21 protein-coding genes are annotated in these 24,529 nt (G+C 41.0%); 17 read left to right on the forward strand and 4 right to left on the reverse strand.

Annotated elements, in window-relative coordinates; all coding sequences use genetic code 11:
- The first annotated feature begins 91 nt into the window (after nucleotides 1–91).
- A complete protein-coding gene (locus tag JOC28_RS03375; protein WP_205009238.1) occupies nucleotides 92–706 on the forward strand; it encodes a hypothetical protein in 615 nt (204 codons plus the stop codon).
- 170 nt (nucleotides 707–876) lie between these two features.
- The gene (gene tkt / locus JOC28_RS03380; protein ID WP_205009239.1) at nucleotides 877–2,862 is read left to right on the forward strand and encodes a transketolase; all 1,986 of its coding nucleotides are present in this window, start codon (nucleotides 877–879) and stop codon (nucleotides 2,860–2,862) included.
- An 89-nt stretch (nucleotides 2,863–2,951) separates the two neighbouring features.
- Here tkt and JOC28_RS03385 read toward each other — a convergent pair whose 3' ends face one another.
- The gene (locus JOC28_RS03385; protein WP_205009240.1) at nucleotides 2,952–4,646 is read right to left on the reverse strand and encodes an Mbeg1-like protein; all 1,695 of its coding nucleotides are present in this window, start codon (nucleotides 4,644–4,646) and stop codon (nucleotides 2,952–2,954) included.
- Nucleotides 4,647–4,865: 219 nt separating this feature from the next.
- On the opposite strand from JOC28_RS03385, the gene proB reads away from it, so the two are divergent.
- The 15 genes from proB to JOC28_RS03460 all read left to right on the forward strand — a co-directional run bounded on the left by proB (nucleotide 4,866) and on the right by JOC28_RS03460 (nucleotide 21,501).
- Nucleotides 4,866–5,666 (forward strand): glutamate 5-kinase, encoded by an 801-nt coding sequence (gene proB, locus JOC28_RS03390; RefSeq protein ID WP_205009241.1) that lies wholly within the window; start codon nucleotides 4,866–4,868, stop codon nucleotides 5,664–5,666.
- A 9-nt stretch (nucleotides 5,667–5,675) separates the two neighbouring features.
- On the forward strand, nucleotides 5,676–6,923 hold the full coding sequence (locus JOC28_RS03395; RefSeq protein ID WP_205009242.1) for a glutamate-5-semialdehyde dehydrogenase: 1,248 nt from the start codon (nucleotides 5,676–5,678) through the stop codon (nucleotides 6,921–6,923).
- Between the two features lie 90 nt (nucleotides 6,924–7,013).
- The gene (gene rsmH, locus JOC28_RS03400) at nucleotides 7,014–7,964 is read left to right on the forward strand and encodes a 16S rRNA (cytosine(1402)-N(4))-methyltransferase RsmH (RefSeq protein ID WP_205009243.1); all 951 of its coding nucleotides are present in this window, start codon (nucleotides 7,014–7,016) and stop codon (nucleotides 7,962–7,964) included.
- Nucleotides 7,965–7,975: 11 nt separating this feature from the next.
- On the forward strand, nucleotides 7,976–8,305 hold the full coding sequence (gene ftsL, locus JOC28_RS03405; protein WP_205009244.1) for a cell division protein FtsL: 330 nt from the start codon (nucleotides 7,976–7,978) through the stop codon (nucleotides 8,303–8,305).
- Entirely contained in the window at nucleotides 8,302–10,566 is a 2,265-nt protein-coding gene (gene pbp2x, locus JOC28_RS03410; protein ID WP_239548842.1) for a penicillin-binding protein PBP2X, read from the forward strand. The genes ftsL and pbp2x overlap by 4 nt, the downstream gene beginning before the upstream one ends.
- A 1-nt stretch (nucleotide 10,567) precedes the next feature.
- Nucleotides 10,568–11,569 (forward strand): phospho-N-acetylmuramoyl-pentapeptide-transferase, encoded by a 1,002-nt coding sequence (mraY, locus tag JOC28_RS03415; protein ID WP_205009245.1) that lies wholly within the window; start codon nucleotides 10,568–10,570, stop codon nucleotides 11,567–11,569.
- A 130-nt stretch (nucleotides 11,570–11,699) separates the two neighbouring features.
- Nucleotides 11,700–13,043 carry a DEAD/DEAH box helicase gene (locus JOC28_RS03420; protein WP_205009246.1) on the forward strand — a complete coding sequence of 448 codons (1,344 nt, stop codon included), beginning with the start codon at nucleotides 11,700–11,702 and terminating at the stop codon, nucleotides 13,041–13,043.
- Between the two features lie 144 nt (nucleotides 13,044–13,187).
- Nucleotides 13,188–14,015: a transporter substrate-binding domain-containing protein gene (locus tag JOC28_RS03425; RefSeq protein ID WP_205009247.1), complete on the forward strand. Its 828-nt coding sequence runs from the start codon at nucleotides 13,188–13,190 to the stop codon at nucleotides 14,013–14,015.
- 133 nt (nucleotides 14,016–14,148) lie between these two features.
- Nucleotides 14,149–14,949, forward strand: coding sequence for an amino acid ABC transporter permease (locus tag JOC28_RS03430; RefSeq protein WP_205009248.1), 801 nt, complete (start codon nucleotides 14,149–14,151; stop codon nucleotides 14,947–14,949).
- Nucleotides 14,949–15,692, forward strand: coding sequence for an amino acid ABC transporter ATP-binding protein (locus JOC28_RS03435; RefSeq protein ID WP_205009249.1), 744 nt, complete (start codon nucleotides 14,949–14,951; stop codon nucleotides 15,690–15,692). The genes JOC28_RS03430 and JOC28_RS03435 overlap by 1 nt, the downstream gene beginning before the upstream one ends.
- A gap of 240 nt (nucleotides 15,693–15,932) precedes the next feature.
- On the forward strand, nucleotides 15,933–16,160 hold the full coding sequence (locus tag JOC28_RS03440; protein ID WP_205009250.1) for a DUF4059 family protein: 228 nt from the start codon (nucleotides 15,933–15,935) through the stop codon (nucleotides 16,158–16,160).
- 76 nt (nucleotides 16,161–16,236) lie between these two features.
- Nucleotides 16,237–17,151: a thioredoxin-disulfide reductase gene (gene trxB, locus JOC28_RS03445; protein ID WP_205009251.1), complete on the forward strand. Its 915-nt coding sequence runs from the start codon at nucleotides 16,237–16,239 to the stop codon at nucleotides 17,149–17,151.
- 124 nt (nucleotides 17,152–17,275) lie between these two features.
- Nucleotides 17,276–18,211 (forward strand): manganese-dependent inorganic pyrophosphatase, encoded by a 936-nt coding sequence (locus JOC28_RS03450; protein ID WP_205009252.1) that lies wholly within the window; start codon nucleotides 17,276–17,278, stop codon nucleotides 18,209–18,211.
- A 223-nt stretch (nucleotides 18,212–18,434) separates the two neighbouring features.
- On the forward strand, nucleotides 18,435–20,717 hold the full coding sequence (locus JOC28_RS03455) for a collagen binding domain-containing protein (RefSeq protein WP_205009253.1): 2,283 nt from the start codon (nucleotides 18,435–18,437) through the stop codon (nucleotides 20,715–20,717).
- 133 nt (nucleotides 20,718–20,850) lie between these two features.
- A complete protein-coding gene (locus JOC28_RS03460; RefSeq protein WP_205009254.1) occupies nucleotides 20,851–21,501 on the forward strand; it encodes a DUF1803 domain-containing protein in 651 nt (216 codons plus the stop codon).
- Between the two features lie 39 nt (nucleotides 21,502–21,540).
- On the opposite strand, the gene JOC28_RS03465 is transcribed toward JOC28_RS03460, so the two are convergent.
- The 3 genes from JOC28_RS03465 to JOC28_RS03475 are packed head-to-tail and all read right to left on the reverse strand — an operon-like array spanning nucleotide 21,541 to nucleotide 24,517.
- Nucleotides 21,541–22,545: a FecCD family ABC transporter permease gene (locus JOC28_RS03465; RefSeq protein WP_205009255.1), complete on the reverse strand. Its 1,005-nt coding sequence runs from the start codon at nucleotides 22,543–22,545 to the stop codon at nucleotides 21,541–21,543.
- Nucleotides 22,542–23,561 carry a FecCD family ABC transporter permease gene (locus JOC28_RS03470; protein ID WP_205009256.1) on the reverse strand — a complete coding sequence of 340 codons (1,020 nt, stop codon included), beginning with the start codon at nucleotides 23,559–23,561 and terminating at the stop codon, nucleotides 22,542–22,544. Before JOC28_RS03470 ends, JOC28_RS03465 begins: the two co-directional genes overlap by 4 nt.
- Nucleotides 23,562–23,578: 17 nt before the next feature.
- The gene (locus JOC28_RS03475; RefSeq protein WP_205009257.1) at nucleotides 23,579–24,517 is read right to left on the reverse strand and encodes an ABC transporter substrate-binding protein; all 939 of its coding nucleotides are present in this window, start codon (nucleotides 24,515–24,517) and stop codon (nucleotides 23,579–23,581) included.
- Between the last annotated feature and the right edge of the window lie 12 nt (nucleotides 24,518–24,529).

The raw sequence follows: 24,529 nt of genomic DNA on the forward strand, positions 1-24,529 counted from the left end.
TAATTGTAAGGTTGCAGGGCTTTTTTTGACCTTGACAGAGTCTCCAATCTTTGGTATTCTGACTGCAAGATAAGAAAAGGCGAGTGATTTCATGTACAGAATTTTAACGATTGATGGAGATGTGGTTTATTTGGGTCAGGCTGAAGGAGGTCTGAAGCGAGTAAGCTTGGAGCAATTTACTTTTGTTCCTAAACTTGGAGATCAGGTGGATATTTTTAGTGATGGGGAGACGGTTTTAGTTGTTAAGGCTTCTGCCTCAGCTGATTTGGATGGTGACAAACTTGTAAAATCGAGCCTATTACAAGGTATCCTAGATTTATTCCTAGAGACCTTGTCCATTCACAACAACCACTTGGGAAATCTCAAAAAAATCTTTTCTCAACTCTTGATTACACTCTTTATGGCTTGGAGTCTTTTTGGTGTTATTGTCATCGAAGTTTTACTCTTTTTAGAGTCCTTGATTGTTTTTGTTTATCAGTTGATTCTCAAAGGGTTCATGGCTATTCGACTAGGTAGTCGTATCAAGTTATGGTTCGATAGCCGTGAGAAAAAAGCTACGCTTAAACGTCAAAAAGAAGAAGCACAGACAAAAAGAGATATCCGCCTAATGGCAGAAGAAGTTATTTCAGAAAGTCTATCCAGTTCCGAATCTCAAAGCTTATCTGAGAGTGAACTAGTGAAGTCAGAGAGTGAAAGCCTTTCATAGAATAAAGAGGACTAAGCAAAGAGAATTTCTTTACTTAGTCCTTTTTTCTGAATTTTGAAAACCTTTCCTTTTTTTCTGAAAATGTGATATAATGAAATCAGTTTCACTGAAAATGGAGTGTTTTCACAACTATTTTCAAATTTTTTCTACAGATATTCAAAGGAGATATCATGGCATTTGATAATATTGATCAATTAGCAGTTAATACTGTTCGTACGCTTTCAATCGAAGCGATTCAGGCAGCAAACTCAGGTCACCCTGGTCTTCCAATGGGTGCAGCACCGATGGCTTATGTGCTTTGGAATCAATTTATGAAGGTCAATCCAAAGACTGGTCGCACATGGACTAACCGTGACCGTTTTGTCTTGTCAGCAGGACACGGTTCAGCACTTCTATACAGCCTTTTGCACTTGTCAGGTTATGATGTCTCAATGGATGATTTGAAGAACTTCCGTCAATGGGGTTCAAAAACACCAGGCCACCCAGAAGTTAACCACACTGATGGTGTTGAAGCAACTTCAGGACCTCTAGGACAAGGTATCGCAAATGCTGTTGGTATGGCAATGGCAGAAGCTCACTTGGCAGCTAAGTTTAACAAACCAGATTTTGACATTGTTGACCACTACACTTATGCCCTTAACGGTGATGGCTGTCTTATGGAAGGTGTTTCTCAAGAAGCAGCCAGTCTTGCTGGTCACTTGAAACTTGGGAAATTGGTCCTTCTTTACGATTCAAACGACATTTCACTAGATGGTTCAACATCAATGGCCTTCACAGAAGATGTTAAAGCTAAGTTTGAAGCCTACGGTTGGCAACATATCTTGGTTAAAGATGGTAATGATTTGGAAGCAATCGCTGCCGCTATCGAAGCCGCTAAAGCTGAGACAGAAAAACCATCTATCATCGAAGTTAAGACAATCATCGGTTACGGTGCCAAAGGTCAAGGAACATCAGCAGTTCACGGTGCGCCAATCGGACAAGAGGGAATCGACCATGCTAAATCAGTTTACGGTTACGATTACCCAGCCTTCACTGTTCCTGAAGAAGTAGCAGAGCGTTTTGCAGCAGGAATCCAAGACCGTGGTGCTCAGGAAGAAGCAGCATGGACAGAGCTTTTTGCAGCCTACAAAGCAGCCTATCCAGAATTGGCAGCTGAGTATGAGGAAGCCTTCTCAGGTAACCCAATCAATGTGACTCTTGATGCTCATGAACTCGGAACAGCAGTTGCTAGCCGTGTATCAAGTCAAGCAGCTATCCAACAAATTTCTGCACAAGTACCATCATTCTGGGGTGGTTCAGCTGACCTTTCAGCTTCTAACAACACTATGGTCAAGGAAGAATCTGACTTCCAACCAGATAACTACCTTGGACGTAACATCTGGTTCGGTGTTCGTGAATTTGCCATGGCTGCAGCTATGAATGGTATTGCCCTTCACGGCGGAACACGTGTTTACGGCGGAACATTCTTCGTCTTCTCAAACTACCTACTTCCAGCTGTTCGTATGGCAGCACTTCAAAGTTTGCCAACAGTCTACGTTATGACTCACGATTCTATCGCAGTTGGTGAAGATGGTCCAACTCACGAACCAGTTGAGCAATTGGCAAGCGTTCGCTCAATGCCAAACCTTAACGTTATCCGTCCTGCAGATGGTAATGAAACCAATGCTGCTTGGAAACGTGCCCTTGCTGAAACAGATCGTCCAACTATGCTTGTCTTGACACGTCAAAACCTTCCAGTCCTTGAAGGAAGTCAAGAATTGGCTGAAGAAGGTCTTAACAAGGGTGCCTACATTATTTCTGAAGCAAAAGGCGACCTTGATGGTATCTTGATTGCAACAGGTTCTGAAGTGAAATTGGCGCTTGATACGCAAGCTGCTCTTGCTCAAGAAGGCATCCACGTTCGAGTTGTTTCAATGCCAGCACAAAACATCTTTGATGAACAATCAGCAGACTACAAAGAATCAATCTTGCCGGCTGCTGTTACAAAACGTCTTGCTATCGAAGCAGGTTCAAGCTTCGGTTGGGGCAAATACGTTGGTCTTAACGGTAAGACACTTACAATCGACACTTGGGGAGCATCAGCACCTGGTGACCGTATCTTCAAAGAATACGGCTTCACAGTTGATAATGCTAGCCAACTTTATAAATCATTGTAAGGGGAAATTGAGTCAGAGGAGACTCTTTCCTAACCTAATACACTAAAAATGAAACCCACTTTCTATCAGGTTTAGAAAGTGGGTTTTTCTTATTTACTCCATTGAAAATAGCTGATGAGGCTGACAGAGATGATTTTACCGATAATAATGAGAATCAAAATCCAGTCCATAAAAAAGAGCAAGAAACTTGGAAAGACTAGGCTTGTGACGATGAGTATGGCTGATAGAATAGCAGCTCTTTTCAGCCAATGGGCAATTTCTGGAAGATAGTCTTTGGTTTTCAAGTATTGGTAGCTGGTCTGCCAGAGGGCTAGAGCTAGAAGGAAGAGCATTGCATTTGGTAGTGAGTTTGTGATTAATGAAAAGTGGAAGTGTGACCTTGTAGCTTGGTAGATAAGGTTGATAATAACACAGAAACAAGAGAGACCAGGTAGGTACTCCAAAGTTAGTTTCTGCTCTGCTTTTATCCAAGAGCTCAAAGATAGAACTCCAGCAATCAGGCTACAAAGAAAAAAGAGACAAGAAAAGATAATGAGGTTGAGCTGAGCGTCCTGATAAATAACATAAAGCGTTAGTATGAGCGTCAAAAGGACTAGGAGGGCTAGGTATTTTGACTGTCGAGCTAGTTTTTCTGGCAGCATAAGGGCAGATAGAAAGAGGCGGCGGCTTCTTAGGTACTCTGATTCCTGCCTTTGGGGACGGATATCGCTATCTTTGACAGATAATATGATATTTTTTAAGCTAGCCAATAGAGCATTTTTCTCTGCCTTACTGCTAGATTTCAGAAGACTGAGAATACTTTTAAGCTTTTCTAGCAGGGTCATCTCTTGTCTAGGTTCTCTTAGGATACGGTAGATTAAGTTGATGAGCCTTTTGTTATTTGCCTTGGAATTATTGCTCAGAAAGTTCTGGCTAATTTGAGCGGCCTTATCACTGACTTGGCTTGTCTTATCTGCTTGGATAAACTGACTGTGAGCAAGGTCAACCTGCCAGAGTAGCAGGAGGTGCTGCATGAGATTGATGCCAGAACTTTTGATAATGGTTTCTTCAACTTGTTTATCAAATAGAATACCAACTAGAGAGGATTGAGGTCTGAAAGCGTGAATTTTAGGAAGTAAACTTTGGTAGGAAGGAGTTTCCACATCTTCCTGAGCTAGGCCGGGGGCATCAAAGAGATAAATATCTTGGATACGTTCTTGATGCTTGCTCTGATAGGCAGCATAGAGGGCTAGGTTGCCCCCTTTTGAGTGACCAGATAAAATGATGTTCCCTTGATTAGCATGACTGATAGTTTCCAGGTAGTCTAGGGCAAGTTTTTGCGAAGGAATCTGGCTGAGATAGGCTAGATTAAAGTCCTCTTTCCATCCTGTAAAACTACTGTCAGTCCCCCGATAGACAATGAGAATATTTTGGTCAATAGCAAAGCTGCTTGCTGCAAATTGGATTTCTTCTTGATCATCGAAGATATCTTGATAGCCGAAAAGCAGACAATTTTCAAAACGAGAGCTCTCTGCTAAGAGTTCTAGAAGTTGGACCCTTGATTGATAGGCTAGAAAGAGTTCGTTTGATTTTTCTGGATTCTCCTGTCTGACTTGCTTGAGAGACTTATAATTCTGAGCTAACTCTTTAAAAGTAATACCGTCTTTTGCACTAGCCTTAAAGTCAAGAAAATCTTTAAAAACTAAATAATTTATCTCGTTTAAGACTGCGATATCAAGCTGATTGATAGCGGCTTCCTTGAAACTTCTGTTTGATTGATTCTTAAGATAATCAATGATATTCATAGAGGTGACTTGCCTTTCTTTCTAGATTATATTATACCATCTCTGCTGGTCTCAGTCCTACTGAAATGACGAAAGGTCTTGCAAACAGATGTTTTCGCTTTTCAGATAAAAATTTCTAGCAGTTTAGAATGTCCAATTCTATCTTAAAAAAGATATTCATGGGAAGAATTCTCTGAATTAAAACGTGCCACAAAGTCTATTTTAGTGTATAATTTTTCTATGAAACGAAATTTTGAAGATGTAAAACGTATTGTTATAAAAGTTGGTACCAGCAGCCTTGTTCTTCCTTCTGGTAAAATCAATCTAGAAAAAATCGACCACCTTGCTTTCGTCATCTCAAGTCTGATGAATAAAGGAAAAGAGGTCGTTCTGGTTTCTTCTGGTGCCATGGGATTTGGGCTCAATGTCTTGGAATTGGATAAACGACCGTCTGATTTGTCTAAACAGCAGGCCATCTCAAGTGTGGGTCAGGTTGCTATGATGAATCTTTATTCGCAGATTTTCTCCCACTACCAGACTGTGGTGTCTCAGATTCTTTTGACCCGTGATGTGGTTGAATTTCCTGAAAGCTTGGAAAATGTTACCAATGCCTTTGAAAGTCTGATTGGCATGGGAATTTTGCCTATCGTTAATGAAAACGATGCGACCAGTATTGATGAGATGGACCACCAGACCAAGTTCGGTGATAATGACCGTCTGTCAGCAGTTGTAGCCCGCATTACCAAGGCAGACCTTCTGATTATGTTATCAGACATCGACGGGCTTTTTGATAAAAATCCGACTATCTACGATGATGCTGTCTTGCGCAGCCATGTTCCAGAAATTACGGAGGAAATCTTGGCGTCGGCAGGAGGTGCAGGCTCTAAGTTCGGTACTGGCGGCATGATGAGTAAAATCAAGTCAGCCCAAATGGTCTTTGATAACAAGGGGGAGATGGTGCTGATGAATGGTGCCAACCCACGTGACATCCTGCGTGTCCTTGATGGCGAAAAAATAGGGACACTCTTTTCACAAAAGTGAGGTAAGTTTATGACAACTATTGATAGTTTAGGAAAAAAAGCTAGCACTGCTAGTCGAGAACTAGCAAAGCTGGGAACTAGTCAGAAAAATCAGCTCTTGTCAGCAGTGGCAGAGCGTTTAGTAGCAGAAAGTTCACAGATTATTTCTGAAAATGAAAAAGACATGCTAGCTGCTAAGGGCAAGATTTCAGATATTATGTTAGATCGTCTCATGTTGACTCATGACCGTATCGAAGCTATGGCTGAAGGGCTCCGCCAGGTAGCTGATTTGGAAGATCCTATTGGTCAGGTGGTCCGTGGTTATACCAATCTTGACGGTTTAAAGATTGTTCAAAAACGTGTCCCACTTGGTGTGATTGCCATGATTTTTGAAAGCCGTCCAAATGTATCCATTGATGCTTTCTCGCTAGCTTTCAAGACCAATAATGCCATCATCCTTCGTGGCGGTAGTGACGCTATCCATTCTAACAAGGCCCTGGTTGGGGTAGCTCGTCAGGTCTTGGCAGATGCAGGTATTAACCCTGATGTGGTGCAGTTGGTAGAGGATACGTCTCATGCCGTTGCAGAAGAGCTGATGCAGGCAACTGACTATGTAGATGTTCTTATTCCACGTGGTAGTGCTCGCTTGATTAACACAGTTAAGGAAAAATCAAAGGTGCCTGTCATCGAGACAGGTGTTGGTAATGTTCATATCTATGTGGATGAATTTGCTGACCTTGATACGGCTACAAAGATTATCATCAATGCTAAAACGCAGCGCCCAAGTGTTTGCAATTCAGCAGAGAGCCTTGTGGTACATGAAAAAATTGCGGCAGCCTTCTTGCCAGTCCTAGATGCGGCAATCAAAAAAGTTCAACCTGTTGAATTCCGTGCTGATGATAAAGCGCTAGCGCTTCTACCAGATGCCAAACTAGCGACTGAAGAAGATTTTGCGACTGAATTTTTGGACTATATCATGTCTGTAAAAGTTGTCTCTTCAACTCAAGAGGCTATCGACTGGATCAACACCTATACGACTCACCACAGCGAAGCCATTGTAACCCGAGATATTGTCGCTGCAGAAAGTTTCCAAGATCAAGTGGACGCAGCAGCTGTCTATGTCAATGCCTCAACACGTTTTACAGATGGATTTGTCTTTGGATTGGGAGCAGAGATTGGTATCTCAACACAGAAACTCCATGCCCGTGGCCCAATGGGACTTGAAGCATTAACATCAACCAAGTTCTATATCAACGGTAATGGACAGACAAGAGGATAGGAGAGATTGACATTTTTCAATCTCTTTTCTTATCCCATAAAGACTTACTAGTTAAGACAGATAGCTTAGCTTTATGGTATAATTAAAGTTATGACAAATGAATTTCATCATGTGACGGTGCTTTTGCACGAGACGGTTGATATGTTGGATATCAAACCTGATGGCGTCTATGTGGATGCTACGCTCGGTGGAGCAGGGCACTCGTCCTATTTATTATCACAGTTATCAGAAAAAGGGCACCTTTACTGTTTTGACCAGGATCAGAAAGCGATTGACAATGCCCAAATCAAATTAAAGGACTACATTGACCGAGGTATGGTGACCTTCATCAAGGACAACTTTAGAAATCTCCAGTCAAATTTGACAGCGCTTGGAGTCACTGAAATTGACGGTATCCTCTATGACCTTGGTGTTTCTAGCCCACAGTTGGATGAGCGTGAACGTGGTTTTTCTTATAAAAAAGATGCTCCGCTGGACATGCGAATGAACCGTGAAGGTAGTCTGACAGCCTATGATGTGGTCAATACTTATGACTATCACGATTTAGTTAGAATCTTCTTCAAATACGGTGAAGATAAGTTCTCCAAACAAATCGCTAGAAAAATTGAAGAAGCTCGTCAGGCAAAACCGATTGAAACAACAACAGAATTGGCTGAATTGATCAAGTCAGCTAAGCCTGCCAAGGAACTCAAGAAAAAAGGACATCCTGCTAAGCAGATTTTCCAAGCTATCCGTATTGAGGTTAATGATGAGTTGGGTGCAGCAGATGAGTCAATTCAGCAGGCACTTGATCTTCTTGTTCTGGATGGACGTATCTCAGTGATTACCTTCCATTCTTTGGAGGATCGCTTGACTAAGCAGCTTTTCAAAGAGGCATCTACAGTTGAAGTTCCCAAAGGACTACCATTCATTCCAGATGATATGCAGCCTAAGATTGCCTTGGTTAATCGAAAGCCAATTCTACCAAGTCAAGAGGAATTAGAAGCTAACAACCGTGCCCACTCGGCTAAATTGCGAGTGGCTAAAAAAGTTCGTATCTAAGGAGACCTATCATGCCAAGAGATAGACGAAATCAAGCTGTTGCGGCAGCTCTATCTAAGAGGATTCGTCTGCTAACAAGACTGGAAAAAGCCTTTTATGGTGCCATAATTGTCACAGCTATCACGATGGCTGTCAGTCTTGTTTACCTCCAAAGTCGTAATCAGGAGGTTAAGCAGCAGATTACAGACCTAACTTCCCAGATAAATGAAGCAGAGACTGAACTCAATAATGCTAAACAAGAGGTTAACGAGCTCTCAAGAGCTGACCGTGTTAAGCAGATTGCTGGTGAGGCAGGTTTGAGCATTCAAAATGACAATATTCAAAAGGTGGATGACCAATGATCAAGTATTTTAAACGCTTAGGTGATTTCTTTATGAATTTTGTCATCAAGAATCGAAAGACACCTGAGGAAAACCGTAAGCATGTTGGTCAAAATCTCATGCTTTTAGCGGCATTTATCTTCTTTATCTTTGTCATTAATTTTGCCATTATTATCGGAACAGACAGCAAATTCGGTGTCGATCTATCAGAAGGAGCCAAGTCTGTTTATTCGAGAACAGTCTCTGTTCAAGCCAAACGTGGGACTATCTATGACCGAAATGGAAATGTCATTGCGGAGGATTCGACAACTTACAGTATCTATGCCATCATTGATACCAGCTATGTTAATTCAACTGGTGACAAACTTTATGTTCAAGAATCTCAATATGATACAGTTGCACAGATTTTTAATGAGCAGTTGGGCATGGAAAAAGATTATGTTCTCACTCAATTGAAGACTAAGGATGTCTTTCAGGTTTCTTTTGGAACACAGGGATCTGGCTTGAGTTATAGTACAATGTCAGCGCTAAAAGAAGCCTTGGATAATGCTGGTATTAAGGGTGTCGCCTTTGAAACATCAACCAGTCGTATGTATCCTAACGGAACCTTCGCCTCTCAATTTATCGGTTTGGCACAATCGCAAGAAAATTCAGATGGCACTAAAAAACTGGTTGGTACAACTGGTCTCGAAGCCTCTTTGAATACACTATTGTCAGGTACTGATGGTAGTATGACCTATGAGATTGATAAAAACGGGAATACCCTTCTAGGAACAGGTAAGGTAGATAAGGCTGCAGTCAATGGTAATGATATTTACACGACCTTGGATGCAACCCTCCAAACCTATTTAGAAACGCAGATGGATGCCTTCCAAGCTCAAGCTAATGGTGTCAATGCCTCTGCGACAGTTGTTAATGCTAAGACAGGTGAAATTCTAGCGACAACTCAAAGACCTACTTATAATTCTGATACTCAGGAAGGTCTTTCAGAACTGTCAGACTGGACAACCATGCTTTATCAGTCTAACTATGAACCAGGGTCAACCATGAAAGTCATGCTCCTAGCGGCAGCTATTGACAATGGAACCTTCGATGCTAATGCAACCTATACCAATGCCAACGGTGTGACTGTCTCTGATACAACCATCAATGACTGGTCCATCAATGACGGAAGTTCAACAGGTCAATATATGACCTATGCTCAAGGTTTTGCCTACTCATCAAACGTGGGTATGACGCTTCTTGAGCAGGCTATGGGTGATTCGACTTGGTCAAATTACCTCTCACTTTATCGCTTTGGTTACCCAACACGTTTTGGTTTGGCTTCCGAGTCAGCAGGTTTTATCTCTGATAACTCTGTTAATACTGCCATGTCATCATTTGGACAAGGTATCAGTGTGACTCAGACACAGATGTTGCGTGCTTTTACTTCAGTGTCAAATAATGGTGCTATGCTAGAGCCACAATTTATTTCACAAATTGTTGATACTAATAACAACAGTAAACGTGTTGCCAGTTCAGAAGTTGTCGGGAATCCCATTTCGGCAGATGCAGCTAGTCAGACTCGTGATTATATGGTTACGGTCGGAACCGACCCAACCTACGGTACACTTTATAGTAAGACAGAAGCAGCGCCAATTATTCAAGTTGGAGACTACTCAGTTGCCGTTAAGTCAGGTACAGCCCAGATTGCTAATGAAAATGGTACAGGTTACCTTTCAGGTCAATATGACAATATTTACTCAGTTGTTGCTATGGTACCTTCTGATGAACCTGATTTTATCATGTATGTGACTGTTCAACAGCCTGAAAAATGGTCAAACTCTTACTATGCGACCGTTGTTAATCCTGTTCTTGAAGAAGCTATGTTGATGAAGGACACTCTGACAACAACAAGCACTGTAACAGACAATATTACAGAAACAAGTTCTTACAAAGTCGGCAATCTTGTCGGAGAAGCACCTGGTGATGTTTCAGAAGAATTGCGCCGCAATTTGGTACATCCAGTCGTTGTAGGAACAGGTAATGAAATCACTAAAGTATCTGTCAAAGAAGGTACAAATCTCGATGCCAATCAACAGATTCTTCTTTTAACAGATAAATTGGAGACTCTTCCAGATATGTATGGCTGGACTAAGGAAAATGTTGAGACCTTCGCCAAGTGGACAGGAATTACCATCAAATACAAGGGATCCGATTCGGGTACCGTTACAAAACAAAATGTTGAAGCAGGAACTGCAATGGATTCTGTTTCCAAATTAACCATAACAATAGGAGACTAAAATGTTTTTTAGCATAATAGCAGGTCTGGTTGCCTTTGTCTTGACAGTTGTAGCCATGCCATACTTTATTCGATACTACCAATTGAAAAAAATTGGTGGTCAACAGATGCACGAAGATGTCAAACAGCACTTGGAAAAAGCTGGTACACCAACAATGGGTGGTACAGTATTTCTCGTAGTTGCAGTTCTCGTATCAGCCTTCTTCTCTCTTTTCTCACCCGTTGGTGAAAAAGGAGTTGTTATCGGAATTTTGTCAGTTCTTGTTATCTACGGTATTATTGGATTTTTGGATGATTTCTTGAAAATCTTTAAGCAAATCAATGAAGGTTTGAAACCATGGCAGAAGATGGCACTTCAAATTCTAGCAGGTCTGATTTTCTACTTTGTCCATGTTCGTCCAAGTGGTACTGATTCTATCAATATCTTTGGATTCCATGCTCACCTAGGAATTATTTATGTTCTCTTTGTTCTTTTCTGGGTAGTCGGTTTCTCCAATGCGGTTAATCTGACTGATGGTATTGACGGACTTGCTTCAATTTCAGTGGTTATCAGTCTCTTGGCTTATGCTGTGATTGCTGTTCAGCAAAGACAGTTTGATATCCTCTTGATTATCGTGACAATGATCGGTGCCCTTCTAGGTTTCTTCGTTTTCAACCATAAACCTGCCAAGGTCTTTATGGGTGATGTCGGTTCCCTTGCACTCGGTGCCCTCTTGGCAGCTATCTCAATTGCCCTTCGTGTTGAATGGACCTTACTCTTTATCGGCTTTGTCTATGTATTTGAGACAGCTTCTGTTATGTTGCAGGTTTCTTACTTCAAATACACTAAGAAAAAATTTGGTGAAGGTCGTCGTATTTTTAGAATGACACCATTCCACCACCATCTTGAACTAGGTGGTATTACAGGTAAGTCTGAAGAATGGTCTGAGTGGAAAGTGGATGCCTTCCTCTGGACAGTTGGACTTGTCCTATCAGCTATTGCACTAGCGATCATGTATCTATAAAACACAGGAGTCTACGTTAGTAGGCTCTTTGATTTTGCTAAAAGTCTCTATTTAATGGTATAATGAGAAGAACAGAATTTAAAGAAAAGGAAGGGCTGGTAGACTTTAGTATCTTAAGCCCATAATGAATATGTCATTTAAAGATTTTAATTTTAAGAGCTACATCCAAGAGGCGCTTGACGAAATCAAGTTTAAGGAGCCAACGGATGTCCAAAAGAAACTGATTCCTGTTGTTCGTTCAGGTCGTGACTTGGTCGGTGAATCAAAAACAGGTTCAGGTAAAACGCACACTTTCTTGCTACCAATCTTTGAAAAGATTGATGAGTCAAGACAGGATGTTCAAGTTGTTATCACTGCACCATCTCGTGAACTTGCGACTCAGATTTATCAAGCAACTAAGCAAATTGCAGAGCATTCTGAGACAGAAATTCGCGTCGTTAACTATGTCGGTGGTACTGACAAACTTCGTCAAATCGAGAAATTGAAGGTTGCTCAACCACACATCGTTATCGGAACACCAGGTCGTATCTATGACTTGGTCCAATCAGGTGACCTTGAAATTCATAGAGCTCACACCTTTGTTGTAGATGAAGCAGATATGACCTTGGATATGGGATTCCTTGATACGGTCGATAAGATTGCGGCAGGTCTTCCGAAGGATGTCCAAATCCTTGTCTTCTCAGCAACAATCCCTCAAAAATTACAACCATTCTTGAAAAAATACCTGACAAATCCTGTCATGGAAAAAATCAAGACATCAACAGTTATTGCAGATACTATTGACAACTGGTTGATTTCAACTAAAGGTCGTGATAAGAATGCGCAGATTCTTCAATTGTCAAAAATCCTCAATCCTTATTTGGCTATGATTTTTGTGAATACTAAGGAACGTGCTGATGACCTTCATGCCTACTTAGTATCAAACGGTCTCAAGGTTGCTAAAATTCACGGTGGAATTCCACCACGTGAGCGTAAGCGCATCATGAATCAGGTTAAGAATCTTGATTTTGAATACATCGTGGCAACCGATTTGGCAGCGCGTGGTATCGATATCGAAGGTGTCAGTCATGTTATCAACGATGCCATTCCACAAGATTTGTCATTCTTTGTGCACCGTGTTGGTCGTACAGGTCGTAACGGCTTGTCAGGCACAGCTATTACCCTCTACCAACCGAGTGACGATTCAGATATTCGTGAGCTTGAGAAATTGGGCGTAGCCTTTGTGCCAAAAGTGGTCAAAGATGGTGAAATTCAAGATACATATGACCGTGATCGCCGTGCTAATCGTGAGAAATCTTACAAAAAACTGGACACTGAGATGATTGGTCTGGTTAAGAAGAAAAAGAAAAAAATCAAACCTGGCTACAAGAAGAAAATTCAGTGGAAGGTTGATGAAAAGCGTAAACGTGAACGTCGTGCTGAAGCTAGAGCTAAGGGCCGTGCTGAACGTAAGGCTAAAAAACAAAGTTTCTAAGAGAATCAATCAAGTCTGAACCTTAGGTTTCAGGCTTTTTTCTTGTGATAGCTTTTTTCTATAGACTTGATAAGAATTTGCTATTATACAGCCTCTAATGTTTTTGTTAGAATGAAGTTATCATAGAGGAAAAAGGAAATGTGTATGAAAAAGAAATTATTGGCAACACTTGGACTCATTGGGTTAGCAAGTCTCTTTTTGGTGGCCTGCTCATCACAATCAAGCTCATCATCAACTAAGACAAAGATTACGGTAGCGACCGATTCTGATACAGCTCCCTTTACTTATAAAAAGGATGGCGAGTTTGCTGGTTATGACATTGATGTCTTGAAGAAAATCTTCGAAGATTCAGATGAGTATGAACTCAGTTTTGTCACAACTGCATTTGATTCTATCTTGACGGGTGTCGATGCTGACCGCTATCAGATTGCGGCTAATGACTTCAACTACAATGCTGAGCGTGCTGAGAAGTATCTTTTCTCAGATCCAATCTCTAAATCAAACTATGCTATTACAAGTAAGGAAGGAACATCTTACGATAGTCTAGATCAACTTTCAGGTAAGAAGACTGAGGTTATCTCAGGATCAAATTACGCTCAAGTTTTGGAAGAGTGGAACAAGGCTAATCCAGACAAGGATCCTATCCAAATCAACTACGCTTCAAGTTCAACAGGATTGACAACTCGCGTGCAACACATTGAGAATGGAAGTATCGACTTCATTCTTTATGACGCTATCTCATCACAGTATATTGTCAAAGACCAAGGGTTCAATCTGACAGTCACAGCTCTTAAAACATCAGTTGGTAGCGACAAAGATGGCTTGGAATACCTTCTCTTCGCTGATACAGAAGATGGAAAAGAATTGCAGAGCTTTGTTAATAAACGTATTAAAGAACTCAAAGAAGATGGTAGCTTAGCTAAACTATCAGAAGAATACTTTGGTGGTGACTTCGTTTCATCACTTGACTAAGAAAGAAGTAGCGAAAGCTACTTTTTATTGTGATAGTTTTTACCTATCGGCATGATAAAAACAATCTATTTTACTGTTTTGGTCAGTAATGGTAAAATGAATAGATAAAAATACAAGATAAAGGAACTCTTTTATGACTTCTACAACATTAGCTGTCGCATCATGGTATCAGTCCTTTGTGGATATGGTGCCAAATGGAAGACTGTTTAGCTGGAGAGCTGTTTTTGATGCTATTCCAAGCATCCTGAGCCGCTTACCTGAGACACTCGGGTTAACAATTGGTGGTGCTATTTTTGGTCTAGTTTTGGCCCTACTCTTTGCCGTTGTTAAAATCAATCGCGTTAAGATCATCTATCCCATTCAAGCTGTCTTTGTCAGCTTCCTTCGTGGGACACCGATTTTGGTTCAATTGATGCTTACCTACTATGGTATTCCCCTCTTTTTGAAGTACCTAAATGCTCAATATGGCCTTAACTGGAATATCAATGCCATTCCAGCAGCTGTCTTTGCTATCACTGCCTTTGCCTTTAACGAAGCGGCCTACACTAGTGAGACCATTCGTGCAGCCATTCAAGCAGTTGATCCAGGTGAAATTGAAGCAGCACGCAGTCTTGGGATGACTTCAGCACAGGTTTACCGTCGTGTTATCATTCCAAATGCAGCAGTTATCGCTATCCCAACTCTAATCAACTCTTTGATTGGTTTGACTAAGGGAACATCACTTGCCTTTAATGCTGGTATCGTGGAAATGTATGCTCAGGCTCAAATCTTGGGTGGTTCAGACTACCGTTACTTTGAGCGCTACATCTCAGTTGCTATCGTTTACTGGATTATCAGTATTGTGATTGAAAACATCGGTCGTTTCATGGAACGTCGTATGGAAATCAAATCACCAGAAAGTATCACAACAGAAGTTCCTGGAGGTATTCGTTAATGATTAAAATTCGTCATTTGACTAAAGAATTTTCAGGACAGAAGGTTCTGAACGATATTGATATCGACATCAACAAAGGTGAAGTTATTGCCCTTGTTGGTGCCTCAGGTGCTGGTAAATCAACTATCTTGCGCAGCTTGAATTATCTTGAAAAAGCTGACGCTGGAACGATTGAAATCGATGATTTCAAGGTTGATTTCACACATATTTCAAATGAAGAAATTTTGACTCTTCGCCGTAAGCTGTCAATGGTTTTCCAACAGTTCAATCTTTTTGAACGTCGCACAGCCTTGGACAATGTTAAAGAAGGTCTTAAAATCGTTAAGAAAATGCCTGATGCTGAAGCAACTAAAATTGCTAAAGAAGAGCTAGCTAAGGTTGGATTGTCAGATCGTCAATTCCATTATCCACGCCATCTTTCAGGTGGTCAGAAACAGCGTGTCGCTCTTGCTCGTGCCTTGGCCATGAAACCTGATGTGCTTCTTCTTGATGAGCCAACATCTGCCCTTGACCCTGAGTTGGTTGGTGAGGTTGAAAAATCAATCGCTGATGCTGCTAAGTCAGGACAAACTATGATTTTGGTTAGTCATGATATGAACTTTGTCTATCAGGTGGCTGATAAGGTTCTCTTCCTTGAAAAAGGACATATCCTTGAGCAAGGAACACCTGAGGAAGTCTTTAAACATCCAAAAGAAGAAAGAACCAAAGAATTTTTCGCTAGTTACAACAAGACCTATATTTGATATAATGAAGGGGATTGAAATCAAGATACCGTCTTAGATTTCTGAAGTCTACCTCAGTCTTGTCTTGGAAAATAAAACAAGAACAAAAGAGTTGGGCAAGATGCTCAACTTTTCTCTTATTGTCTGTCATTTTGAAAGATAAGATGTTCAAAAGAGAAGGCTTGGCTAAATTTATATGTAAGAGTTTTTTACCTTATTGAGCTAGGCTTTTCAAAAAATAGTTTGCGATAGGTTTGTAACATGTTATTAGATATTTTTTCATTTTATATTCAAGGATTGATGGTTTCCATCTTGGTTGTGACCCTTTTTCTAGCTGGTTGGCTCTTTTTTAGAGCAAGTCGTAAGTTAGATAAAACAGTCAGAGAACGTCAGGCAGCGCTCTATGATGCACTGATGATGGCTATGGTTTCTATTCCAATCTTGTCTTTTGCCTTTATGGCTATTATTTTGATGATTCGTTCAAACTAGTTTGAGCAGATTGATTGCAAATTTCTGTACCAATTGGTACAATTACCACATAGAAACGAAACAAAGGAGATAAGCTATGTACGATACAATTATTATTGGAGCTGGCCCTGCAGGGATGACAGCAGCGCTTTATGCCGCACGTTCAAACCTAAAAGTTGCTATGCTTGAGCAGGGTGCCCCTGGTGGACAGATGAACAATACATCAGATATTGAAAACTACCCAGGTTATGAATTGATCTCAGGTCCAGAATTGTCAATGAAGATGTATGAGCCGCTTGAAAAAATGGGTGTTGAAAATCTTTACGGTATCGTAACTGGTATCGAAGACAAGGGAGACTATAAAGTCGTTAAGACTGACGACGAGTCTTATGAGACTAAGACTGTTATTATTGCGACTGGTGCTAAGCACCGTCCAGTAGGTGTAGCTGGTGAGGAAGAGTACACTGGACGAGGTGTTTCTTACTGTGCTGTCTGTGATGGTGCCTTCTTCCGTGGACAGGATTTACTTGTAGTTGGTGGAGGCGATTCAGCCGTCAAAGAAGGTCTTTTCTTGACACGATTTGCTAACTCTGTCACTATCGTTCACCGTCGTGACCAATTGCGTGCGCAGGAAGTCTTACAAGACCGTGCCTTTGCAAATGAAAAAGTTAACTTTATCTGGGATTCTGTCGTTAAAGAAATCAAAGGTAATGATGTTAAGGTAACAAGTGTTGACATTGAAAATGTTAAGACTGGTCAAGTAACTAACCATGAATTTGGTGGTGTCTTTATCTTTGTAGGACTTGATCCTGTATCAGATTTTGTTAAAGACTTAGGTATTACAGATGAAGCAGGCTGGATTATAACAGACGAGCAGATGGTAACAAGCATTCCAGGTATCTTTGCTATCGGAGATGTTCGTCAGAAAAAACTACGTCAAGTAGCCACAGCAGTTGGAGATGGAGCTATCGCTGCCATGCAAGCCTATCAATACGTAACTGAACTAGGTTAATTAAGAAGTAAAGACTAGCTGATTTTAGCTGGTCTTTTTGCATGAATCTGACTTTGAAATCGTTTCAAGTTGACCTAATTTATGTTATAATTAAGAAAAATATAATTTCAGAGGTATAAAAAACATGTCTAAAGTTTTTGTTTTTGGTCACCAAAATCCTGACTCAGATGCTATCGGATCATCATACGCTTATGCTTACCTTGCTCGTCAAGCACATGGTCTTGATGCAGAGGTGGTTGCACTAGGTGAGCCAAACGAAGAAACTGCTTTTGCGCTTAACTATTTTGGTGTTGAAGCACCACGTGTTGTTACATCAGCTAAGGCTGAAGGTGTTGATACAGTTATCTTGACAGACCACAACGAATTCCAACAATCAATTTCAGATATCAAAGAAGTTGAAGTTATGGGTGTTGTTGACCACCACCGTGTTGCTAACTTTGAAACAGCAAACCCACTTTTCATGCGTCTTGAGCCAGTTGGTTCTGCAAGCTCAATCGTTTACCGTATGTATAAAGAAAATGGTGTCGAAGTTCCTAAAGAAATCGCAGGTCTTATGCTTTCAGGTTTGATCTCAGATACTTTGCTTCTTAAATCACCAACAACTCACGCAACTGATCCACAAGTAGCTAAAGAATTGGCAGAGCTTGCTGGTGTTGATTTGGAAGAGTATGGTTTGGAGCTTTTGAAAGCTGGTACAAACCTTGCAAGCAAGTCAGCAGAAGAATTGATTGATATCGATGCCAAAACATTTGAACTCAATGGAAATAATGTTCGTGTCGCTCAAGTTAACACAGTTGATATTAATGATGTTCTTGCACGTCAAGAGGAAATCGAAGCAGCTATCCAAGCAAGCAACCAAGCTAACGGATACTCAGACTTTGTTCTTATGATTACTGATATCCTTAACTCAAACTCAGAAATCTTGGCAATCGGAAGCAATATGGATAAAGTAGAAGCAGCCTTTAACTTTAAACTTGAAAACAACCATGCCTTCCTTGAAGGTGCTGTGTCACGTAAAAAACAAGTTGTGCCACAATTGACAGAAAGCTTCAATGCTTAATATTTATAAAAAAGAGGTTCAAAACGTTTGTTTTGTCCTCTTTTTCTAATTGTTATTAATTGAATGTAATTGTTTTTATTTAATCATTATTTTCTTATAAATAAAATTTAAATTAAATTTCAAAAATTATTGCACAACTTATTGTGGACAGATGGGCTAATATTGTATAATAAAGGTGGTAAAAATTAGGAAGGATGGTTAAAAAAGAAAAAGAGAGAAAAAGATGACGTTTAGGAAGAAGATTTTTTCAATCCTTACCTTAGGTGTAATCTTGCTAGGCGTTTTTGGAGTCCTGTTTAAGGGGACCAAATCAGCTCAGGCAACTGAGATTACAACTTTTACGGTAACTGGAGCAACACTAACTTCAAATGGTCAAGTATCTAGTGGAGAGACTATGTCACTTGATGTGACCCTGTCACTCCCAAATGAACAGACTATTTCAAGTGGTGATACGATAGATTTACAATTGCCTGCAGAGTTAGCCTTTCCAACATCGTTAACAAATCAATTGGTGACGGTAGCTGGAAAAGCTGTTGGTTCTTACACAACTTCTGCAAGTGATTCAACAATTAGAATTACATTCTCTGACGAGGGCGAAACTTATTTCAAAGAAAATTCTCTTGATAAGGGGCTCAATATCGGTTTGAATGTTATTGCTAGTAAGCAAGTTCAGGATGAAAATCCTACAGCAGCGACAATTTCATTTGAATATCCTGTTTCAAATGAATTGAGCTATGATTATGCTGGTTCAGGAGATGGAGCTATTGACAACTATACCTTTAAATATGGTTTTGTAAGTAGCTCAGACCCAACCTTGATTAACTGGTTTGTTGTGGTGGATTCGAGCCAAGATATCATCAGAAACCTTGTTATTCAAGATACTCTTGGAAGTGGTCAAACACTAACAGGAAATGTACGCCTAGTGCAGCTTGCTTATAAGTCAGGTGGCTATGCTAGCGAAGCAGAGGCGCGTGCTGGATCTGTTACAAACAATCTAAGTTCATATGTGACTTACACAGATGCATCTGGACAGACTTTATCATCTGGAGAGGGTGCACAGTCATTTAGTTTTGTTTTTGACCAGATGCGTGGCGATAGCAGTCCATACAACAATGTGTACGGAGGAGGAAGCTCACCAGAGTACTCACCAGCTTACATTATTCAATATAGTACTCGTATCACTGATACAAGTGCAGTAACTGGAACTTTGTCAAATCAATTGACAATTTCTGGTTCAAATATTCCTGATCGCTCAATTACGAAGACTGTTTCTTATGATTTCTCATCTTGGGGAATTGCCTGGGGAAATAAATCAACTTCTGCTGTAATTGAAGCGCAAAAACAAGTTCAGGATACAAGTGGACAGACAGTCGACCTTGAAGATGGTCAGTTTGAATTTGCTCTATATCAAGTCGATTCATCAGGAAATGAAACACTCGTTTCGACAACAAGAAATACTGCAGATGGAAGTATCCAATTTGATCCAATTACTTACCAAAAAGCAGGGCTTTATTCTTACATTGTTCGTGAGATTGCAGGGACTGATGAGGACTACACTTACTCTGATCAAAGTTTGAAATATTTTGTCAATGTAACGCTTGAGGATGATCAGTATGTTGCATCTGTGGGATCACCAACATCAGGAACAACAATTACAAATACTTACAATCCTCAAACAACGACAGAAGAATCAACCACTTCGACAACAGAGGAGTCAACAACGACTACAACGACGGAGGATCCGACGACGACTTCGACAACAGAAGAGCCAACGACCACTTCAACAACAGAAGAGTCAACGACCACTTCGACGACAGAAGAGTCAACGACAACCTCAACAACAGAGGAGTCAACGACGACTTCAACGACGGAAGAGTCAACAACGACTTCAACAACGGAGGAGCCAACGACGACCTCGACAACAGAAGAGCCAACGACAACTTCGACAACGGAGGAGTCAACGACGACCTCAACAACAGAAGAGTCAACGACAACTTCTATGACCGAGGAGTCAACGACTACCTCGACAACAGAGGAGTCAACGACGACTTCGACAACAGAAGAGCCAACGACAACTTCGACAACGGAGGAGTCAACGACGACCTCAACAACAGAGGAGTCAACAACAACTTCTACGACAGAGGAGTCAACAACAACTTCGACAACAGAGGAGTCAACAACAACTTCGACAACAGAGGAGTCAACAACAACTTCTACGACAGAGGAGTCAACAACAACTTCTACGACAGAAGAGCCAACTACAGAAGAAACTACTAAAACGACAACAAGTACGACTACAGTTCTTCCTTCTGGAAATGGATCTGATAAAGGTAAACCAAATGGTTCATCTGTCGGTCAAGCAACAAGTGAACAGTCTGCTGGAACAAAAGCACAAACAAAATCAGCACTTCCAAGCACAGGAGATAAGTCTGATGTTCTTTGGTCAGTAGCAGGTCTTGGTTTACTTCTTCTTGCAGTCCCTGTTGTAAAACGTAAAAGAGACTAGTAATTTTTTCTAATTTTTACCGAAAAAATTGTTTATTTCTCCTTAGAGAGCTAATATAAAAAGAGGTCACTCTGTCACATCCTTGTTGAGGATAACTGACAGTAGTGGTCTCTTTTGTGTTATAATATGTTTTATGATAAAGATTTTTAATCCCGATAAATTAACGCGTCAGCCATTTTTCCAAGAGCTGATAGCCTACATGACTGAGCATGATGATATTATTCTGCGCCAGATTAAGAAGGATTTCCCTGAGGTGAAGCATTTGGACCGTCAGTTGGAAACTTACATTCAGGCTGGCTATATCGAGCGTAAGGACAAGCGCTATTATCTGAGTTTGCCTCTTTTAACTGATCTTAGTCAAGTTTCTTTGGAGGAGATGATTTTCGTTGATACGGAGTCGCCTATCTATGAAGAATTGCTGGCGCTGAGATTTGAGTCAGAGACACTTAACCAGACCAATGTGGCAAGGATTTTTGAGACGACTAATATCAGTCGAGATGAATTAACTCTGTCAAATTATTTTTATAAATTGAGAACTGCGCAGCCTATGTCCCAAGAACAAGACAAACTCTATCACGTTCTAGGTGATGTCAATCCTGAGTATGCCCTCAAGTATATGACGACCTTTCTTCTTAAGTATGGTCGAAAGGATGCCCTTATGCAGAAGCGACCAGATATTTTTGTCAAGAGTCTTGAAATTCTAGGCTATATTGAGAAAAATGCAGATGACAAGTATGAGCTTCGCATGGACTTTGACCAAGACAGATTGACATTTAGAGCATAGAAAAAACTTCCGATTGGAAGTTTTTTTCATTGTTGGAGATTAACTTTCGACCTTTGTCATGAGGTAGAGGAAGTAAGGGGCACCGATGATGGAGACGATGAGTCCTGTCGGGATGCCTGTTCCAATGAGTAGGACACGACCAATGGTATCTGCGATGAGGAGGAGTATCATTCCCATCAGCATACTTGCTGGTAGGCTGATGCGATGGTCGCTTCCCATCAAACGTCGGCTAACGTGACCTGCAACTAGCCCGACAAAGGTGATATTTCCGACCAGAACAACTGATAGGGATGCGAGGGCTGTCGAGAGTACCAGCGAAATCAATCGTTCTTTTTGGAGGTTGAGTCCAAGAGCGAGAGCAGTCTGCTCATTAAGATTCATGATATTGAGAGATTGGCTGCGCGTGTAAGTTAAGAGCCAGAGAATGATGAGAATTGGTGTGAAGATTGCAAGCACTGTCCAATTGTCTCCAGTAATCTTACCACTCAGCCAAGAGACGATGTAGTCGGTTTTATTATCATTGAGTTTGCTGATAACAGAGACCATAACACCTGATAGCATGGTTGAGACACCGACACCTGTGATGATCAGCCTTGTTGGGCTGATACCATGATTTTTCTTTCGAGAAATAAGATAGACAATCATGATAGTCAAGATACCACCCAGCATGGCCATGAAGGGCATAAGTGAGATGATATTGACACTTGAGCTATCTAAGAAGGCAACCATGATAGCAATGACTAGCCCTGCTCCCGTATTGATTCCTAGAATTCCCGAGTCAGCTAGAGGATTTTTGGTTAGGGTCTGAAGGAGCATTCCTGACAAGGCAAGAGAAGCACCGCCTAAGATAGCTGCTAGGATGCGAGGAAGTCTGATTTTAAAGATAATCAGATTCATAGCCTGGCTACCATTTCCAAAAAAGACAGACAAAGTATCACTAAAGGAAGCATTAGCATAGCCGATGGATAGAGAGGTCAGGAAGATTAGCAATAGGACTGCAATCAAGAGTCCGAAACTGATAAGAAGTTTCTTTTTGGTCATCATAGATTTTTCCCCCTTCTAACCAACCAAAGGAAGCAAGGGAGTCCAACAATGGCAATAACAGCACTGATTGGTGTTTCTTTTGGAGGATTGATGGTACGGCAGATAATATCCACCCAGAGCATGAAAGTAGCTCCAGCAAAGGCTGTCATAGGTAGAAGGATGCGGTAGTCCTTGGATACAAACATGCGGATAAAATGAGGGATAATAAGACCGATAAAGGAGATAGACCCGACCAGGGCAACAGATGAGGCAGATAGAACCAAAACGATGGCAAGCAGAGCGATTGTTGTGAGAAAAGTCTTCTGTCCCAGCGCTTTTGCGACGGTCTCGTTGAGACTGAGAATGGTTAATTGATGGGCAAATAGCTGAGCTAGGAGAAGACCAAGAATGATAAAGGGAGCAATGATACCAATCATTTTCCAATTGATTTCAACAAAGCCACCAGCCTGCCAACCGATAACGGTTTTTGACAGGTCAAAGTAAAGTGTAATTGCCTGACCGATAGCAGAGAAAAGTGTAGAAATCATAGCACCAGCAAGAATGAGGCGCAGCTGATTGTATCCCTTTTTAGACTGATAAGACAGACCAAAAACGAGTAGAGCTGCCAATAGCGACCCTAGGAGACAGACAAAGAGAATAAGGCTATAATGCATACTACCGAAAATAGCATAGCCGATAATCAAGGCAAGACCAGCGCCAGCATTGATTCCCAAAAGACCAGGGTCAGCGATAGGGTTGCGGGTGACACCTTGCATGATTGAACCAGCCTGTGCCATGGCGGCACCAACTAAGAGGGTTGCTATGATACGTGGGAGGCGTAGGTCGAAGATGACATCTTGAATTTTAGAGTTGGTCAGTGGATTTTGAATGACCTGCCAGACTTGAGCGTTGCTATAAGCGATAGCTCCAAATCGAAGACCGACATACCAACCGCTGATAAATAAAGCCAGAATAATGAAAAAAACAAGCCAAATATGATTTGGCTTATTCTTCTGACCAAGAGAATTCTTGTTCATGTGTTTACTTTCTATGATTAGCTGTTTGCTTTTTTGACAGCTGAGACGAAGGCATCCAATTGTTTGTCAAGTGACATTGGATCTGAGAAGTAGAAGAGGTTGTAGTCGCTTTCAATGATATGTCCTTCTTTAACAGCAGTCATATTTTTCCAAACATCACTTTCAGTCAGTGAAGCGGCAGCTTCTTTAGTAGAATCGTTGACATTAAGGAGAGCGTAGTCACCAACGTAGTCAGCAATTGCTTCTTGAGAAACGCCGAAGTAACCTGTTGGGAAAACATCGCTTTGAACCTTAGCAGGTGCTGAGTAACCGAGTGCATCGTAGATCAACTCACCACCACGACCCCAGTTGTTACCGTAGAGGTAGATGTTCTTGTCGTAAAGGTCCATAACGGTGAAGGTAGTTGATGTAGGGAGGATTGAGCTGAGTTCTTCTTTAGCGTCAGCAACTTTATCTTTCCAGTTTGAAAGCCATTCTTCAGCTTCGTCTTCTTTACCAAAGACTTTACCAAGGTTGGTCATCATTTCAAGGTAGTCGTTTGTTCCGTAAGTGATTTCAAGGACTGGAGCGATTTCTTTCAATTTATCAATGTTTTCGTCAGTTGAGAAAGCGATGATAAGGTCTGGTTCTTCTGCAGCGATAGTTTCAGTGTCGCTTGAAGTCAATTTTTTAGCGTCAGCTAATTTGTCGCCAAAGGCAGGGCTATCTTTTTCAAGGTCAAGTGAGTAGCTTGAAACGTTGATGCCGAGTTGGAGGAGGTAGCCTGTGTAAGAATAAGCGAAGTTAACTACTTTTTTAGGATTTTCAGGAATATCACCTGAGTAGCTGAAGCCTTCGATTTTTGGCTTGCTTGATAGGGTTGTCTCTTCTGATGAAGAACTTGTAGATGAATTGCTACATGCAGCAAGAGTGACAACTGCAAAGATAGCAAGAAGTGCTGTTAAAAACTTTTTCATAGTCAATATCTC

Source organism: Streptococcus loxodontisalivarius, assembly GCF_016908645.1.
GTDB classification, from domain to species: domain Bacteria; phylum Bacillota; class Bacilli; order Lactobacillales; family Streptococcaceae; genus Streptococcus; species Streptococcus loxodontisalivarius.

What these genes read in the sequence shown, in the direction of transcription:
- JOC28_RS03450 (WP_205009252.1), top strand. Translation starts at nt 17,276, where the DNA reads ATGTCTAAAGTTTTTGTTTTTGGTCACCAAAATCCTGACTCAGATGCT.
- ftsL (WP_205009244.1), top strand. Translation starts at nt 7,976, where the DNA reads ATGCCAAGAGATAGACGAAATCAAGCTGTTGCGGCAGCTCTATCTAAG.
- JOC28_RS03460 (WP_205009254.1), top strand. Translation starts at nt 20,851, where the DNA reads ATGATAAAGATTTTTAATCCCGATAAATTAACGCGTCAGCCATTTTTC.
- JOC28_RS03430 (WP_205009248.1), top strand. Translation starts at nt 14,149, where the DNA reads ATGACTTCTACAACATTAGCTGTCGCATCATGGTATCAGTCCTTTGTG.
- JOC28_RS03375 (WP_205009238.1), top strand. Translation starts at nt 92, where the DNA reads ATGTACAGAATTTTAACGATTGATGGAGATGTGGTTTATTTGGGTCAG.
- JOC28_RS03435 (WP_205009249.1), top strand. Translation starts at nt 14,949, where the DNA reads ATGATTAAAATTCGTCATTTGACTAAAGAATTTTCAGGACAGAAGGTT.
- JOC28_RS03420 (WP_205009246.1), top strand. Translation starts at nt 11,700, where the DNA reads ATGTCATTTAAAGATTTTAATTTTAAGAGCTACATCCAAGAGGCGCTT.
- tkt (WP_205009239.1), top strand. Translation starts at nt 877, where the DNA reads ATGGCATTTGATAATATTGATCAATTAGCAGTTAATACTGTTCGTACG.
- JOC28_RS03425 (WP_205009247.1), top strand. Translation starts at nt 13,188, where the DNA reads ATGAAAAAGAAATTATTGGCAACACTTGGACTCATTGGGTTAGCAAGT.
- JOC28_RS03470 (WP_205009256.1), bottom strand. Translation starts at nt 23,561, where the DNA reads ATGAACAAGAATTCTCTTGGTCAGAAGAATAAGCCAAATCATATTTGG.
- pbp2x (WP_239548842.1), top strand. Translation starts at nt 8,302, where the DNA reads ATGATCAAGTATTTTAAACGCTTAGGTGATTTCTTTATGAATTTTGTC.
- JOC28_RS03475 (WP_205009257.1), bottom strand. Translation starts at nt 24,517, where the DNA reads ATGAAAAAGTTTTTAACAGCACTTCTTGCTATCTTTGCAGTTGTCACT.
- JOC28_RS03465 (WP_205009255.1), bottom strand. Translation starts at nt 22,545, where the DNA reads ATGATGACCAAAAAGAAACTTCTTATCAGTTTCGGACTCTTGATTGCA.
- proB (WP_205009241.1), top strand. Translation starts at nt 4,866, where the DNA reads ATGAAACGAAATTTTGAAGATGTAAAACGTATTGTTATAAAAGTTGGT.
- JOC28_RS03395 (WP_205009242.1), top strand. Translation starts at nt 5,676, where the DNA reads ATGACAACTATTGATAGTTTAGGAAAAAAAGCTAGCACTGCTAGTCGA.
- rsmH (WP_205009243.1), top strand. Translation starts at nt 7,014, where the DNA reads ATGACAAATGAATTTCATCATGTGACGGTGCTTTTGCACGAGACGGTT.
- JOC28_RS03385 (WP_205009240.1), bottom strand. Translation starts at nt 4,646, where the DNA reads ATGAATATCATTGATTATCTTAAGAATCAATCAAACAGAAGTTTCAAG.
- JOC28_RS03440 (WP_205009250.1), top strand. Translation starts at nt 15,933, where the DNA reads ATGTTATTAGATATTTTTTCATTTTATATTCAAGGATTGATGGTTTCC.
- mraY (WP_205009245.1), top strand. Translation starts at nt 10,568, where the DNA reads ATGTTTTTTAGCATAATAGCAGGTCTGGTTGCCTTTGTCTTGACAGTT.
- trxB (WP_205009251.1), top strand. Translation starts at nt 16,237, where the DNA reads ATGTACGATACAATTATTATTGGAGCTGGCCCTGCAGGGATGACAGCA.
- JOC28_RS03455 (WP_205009253.1), top strand. Translation starts at nt 18,435, where the DNA reads ATGACGTTTAGGAAGAAGATTTTTTCAATCCTTACCTTAGGTGTAATC.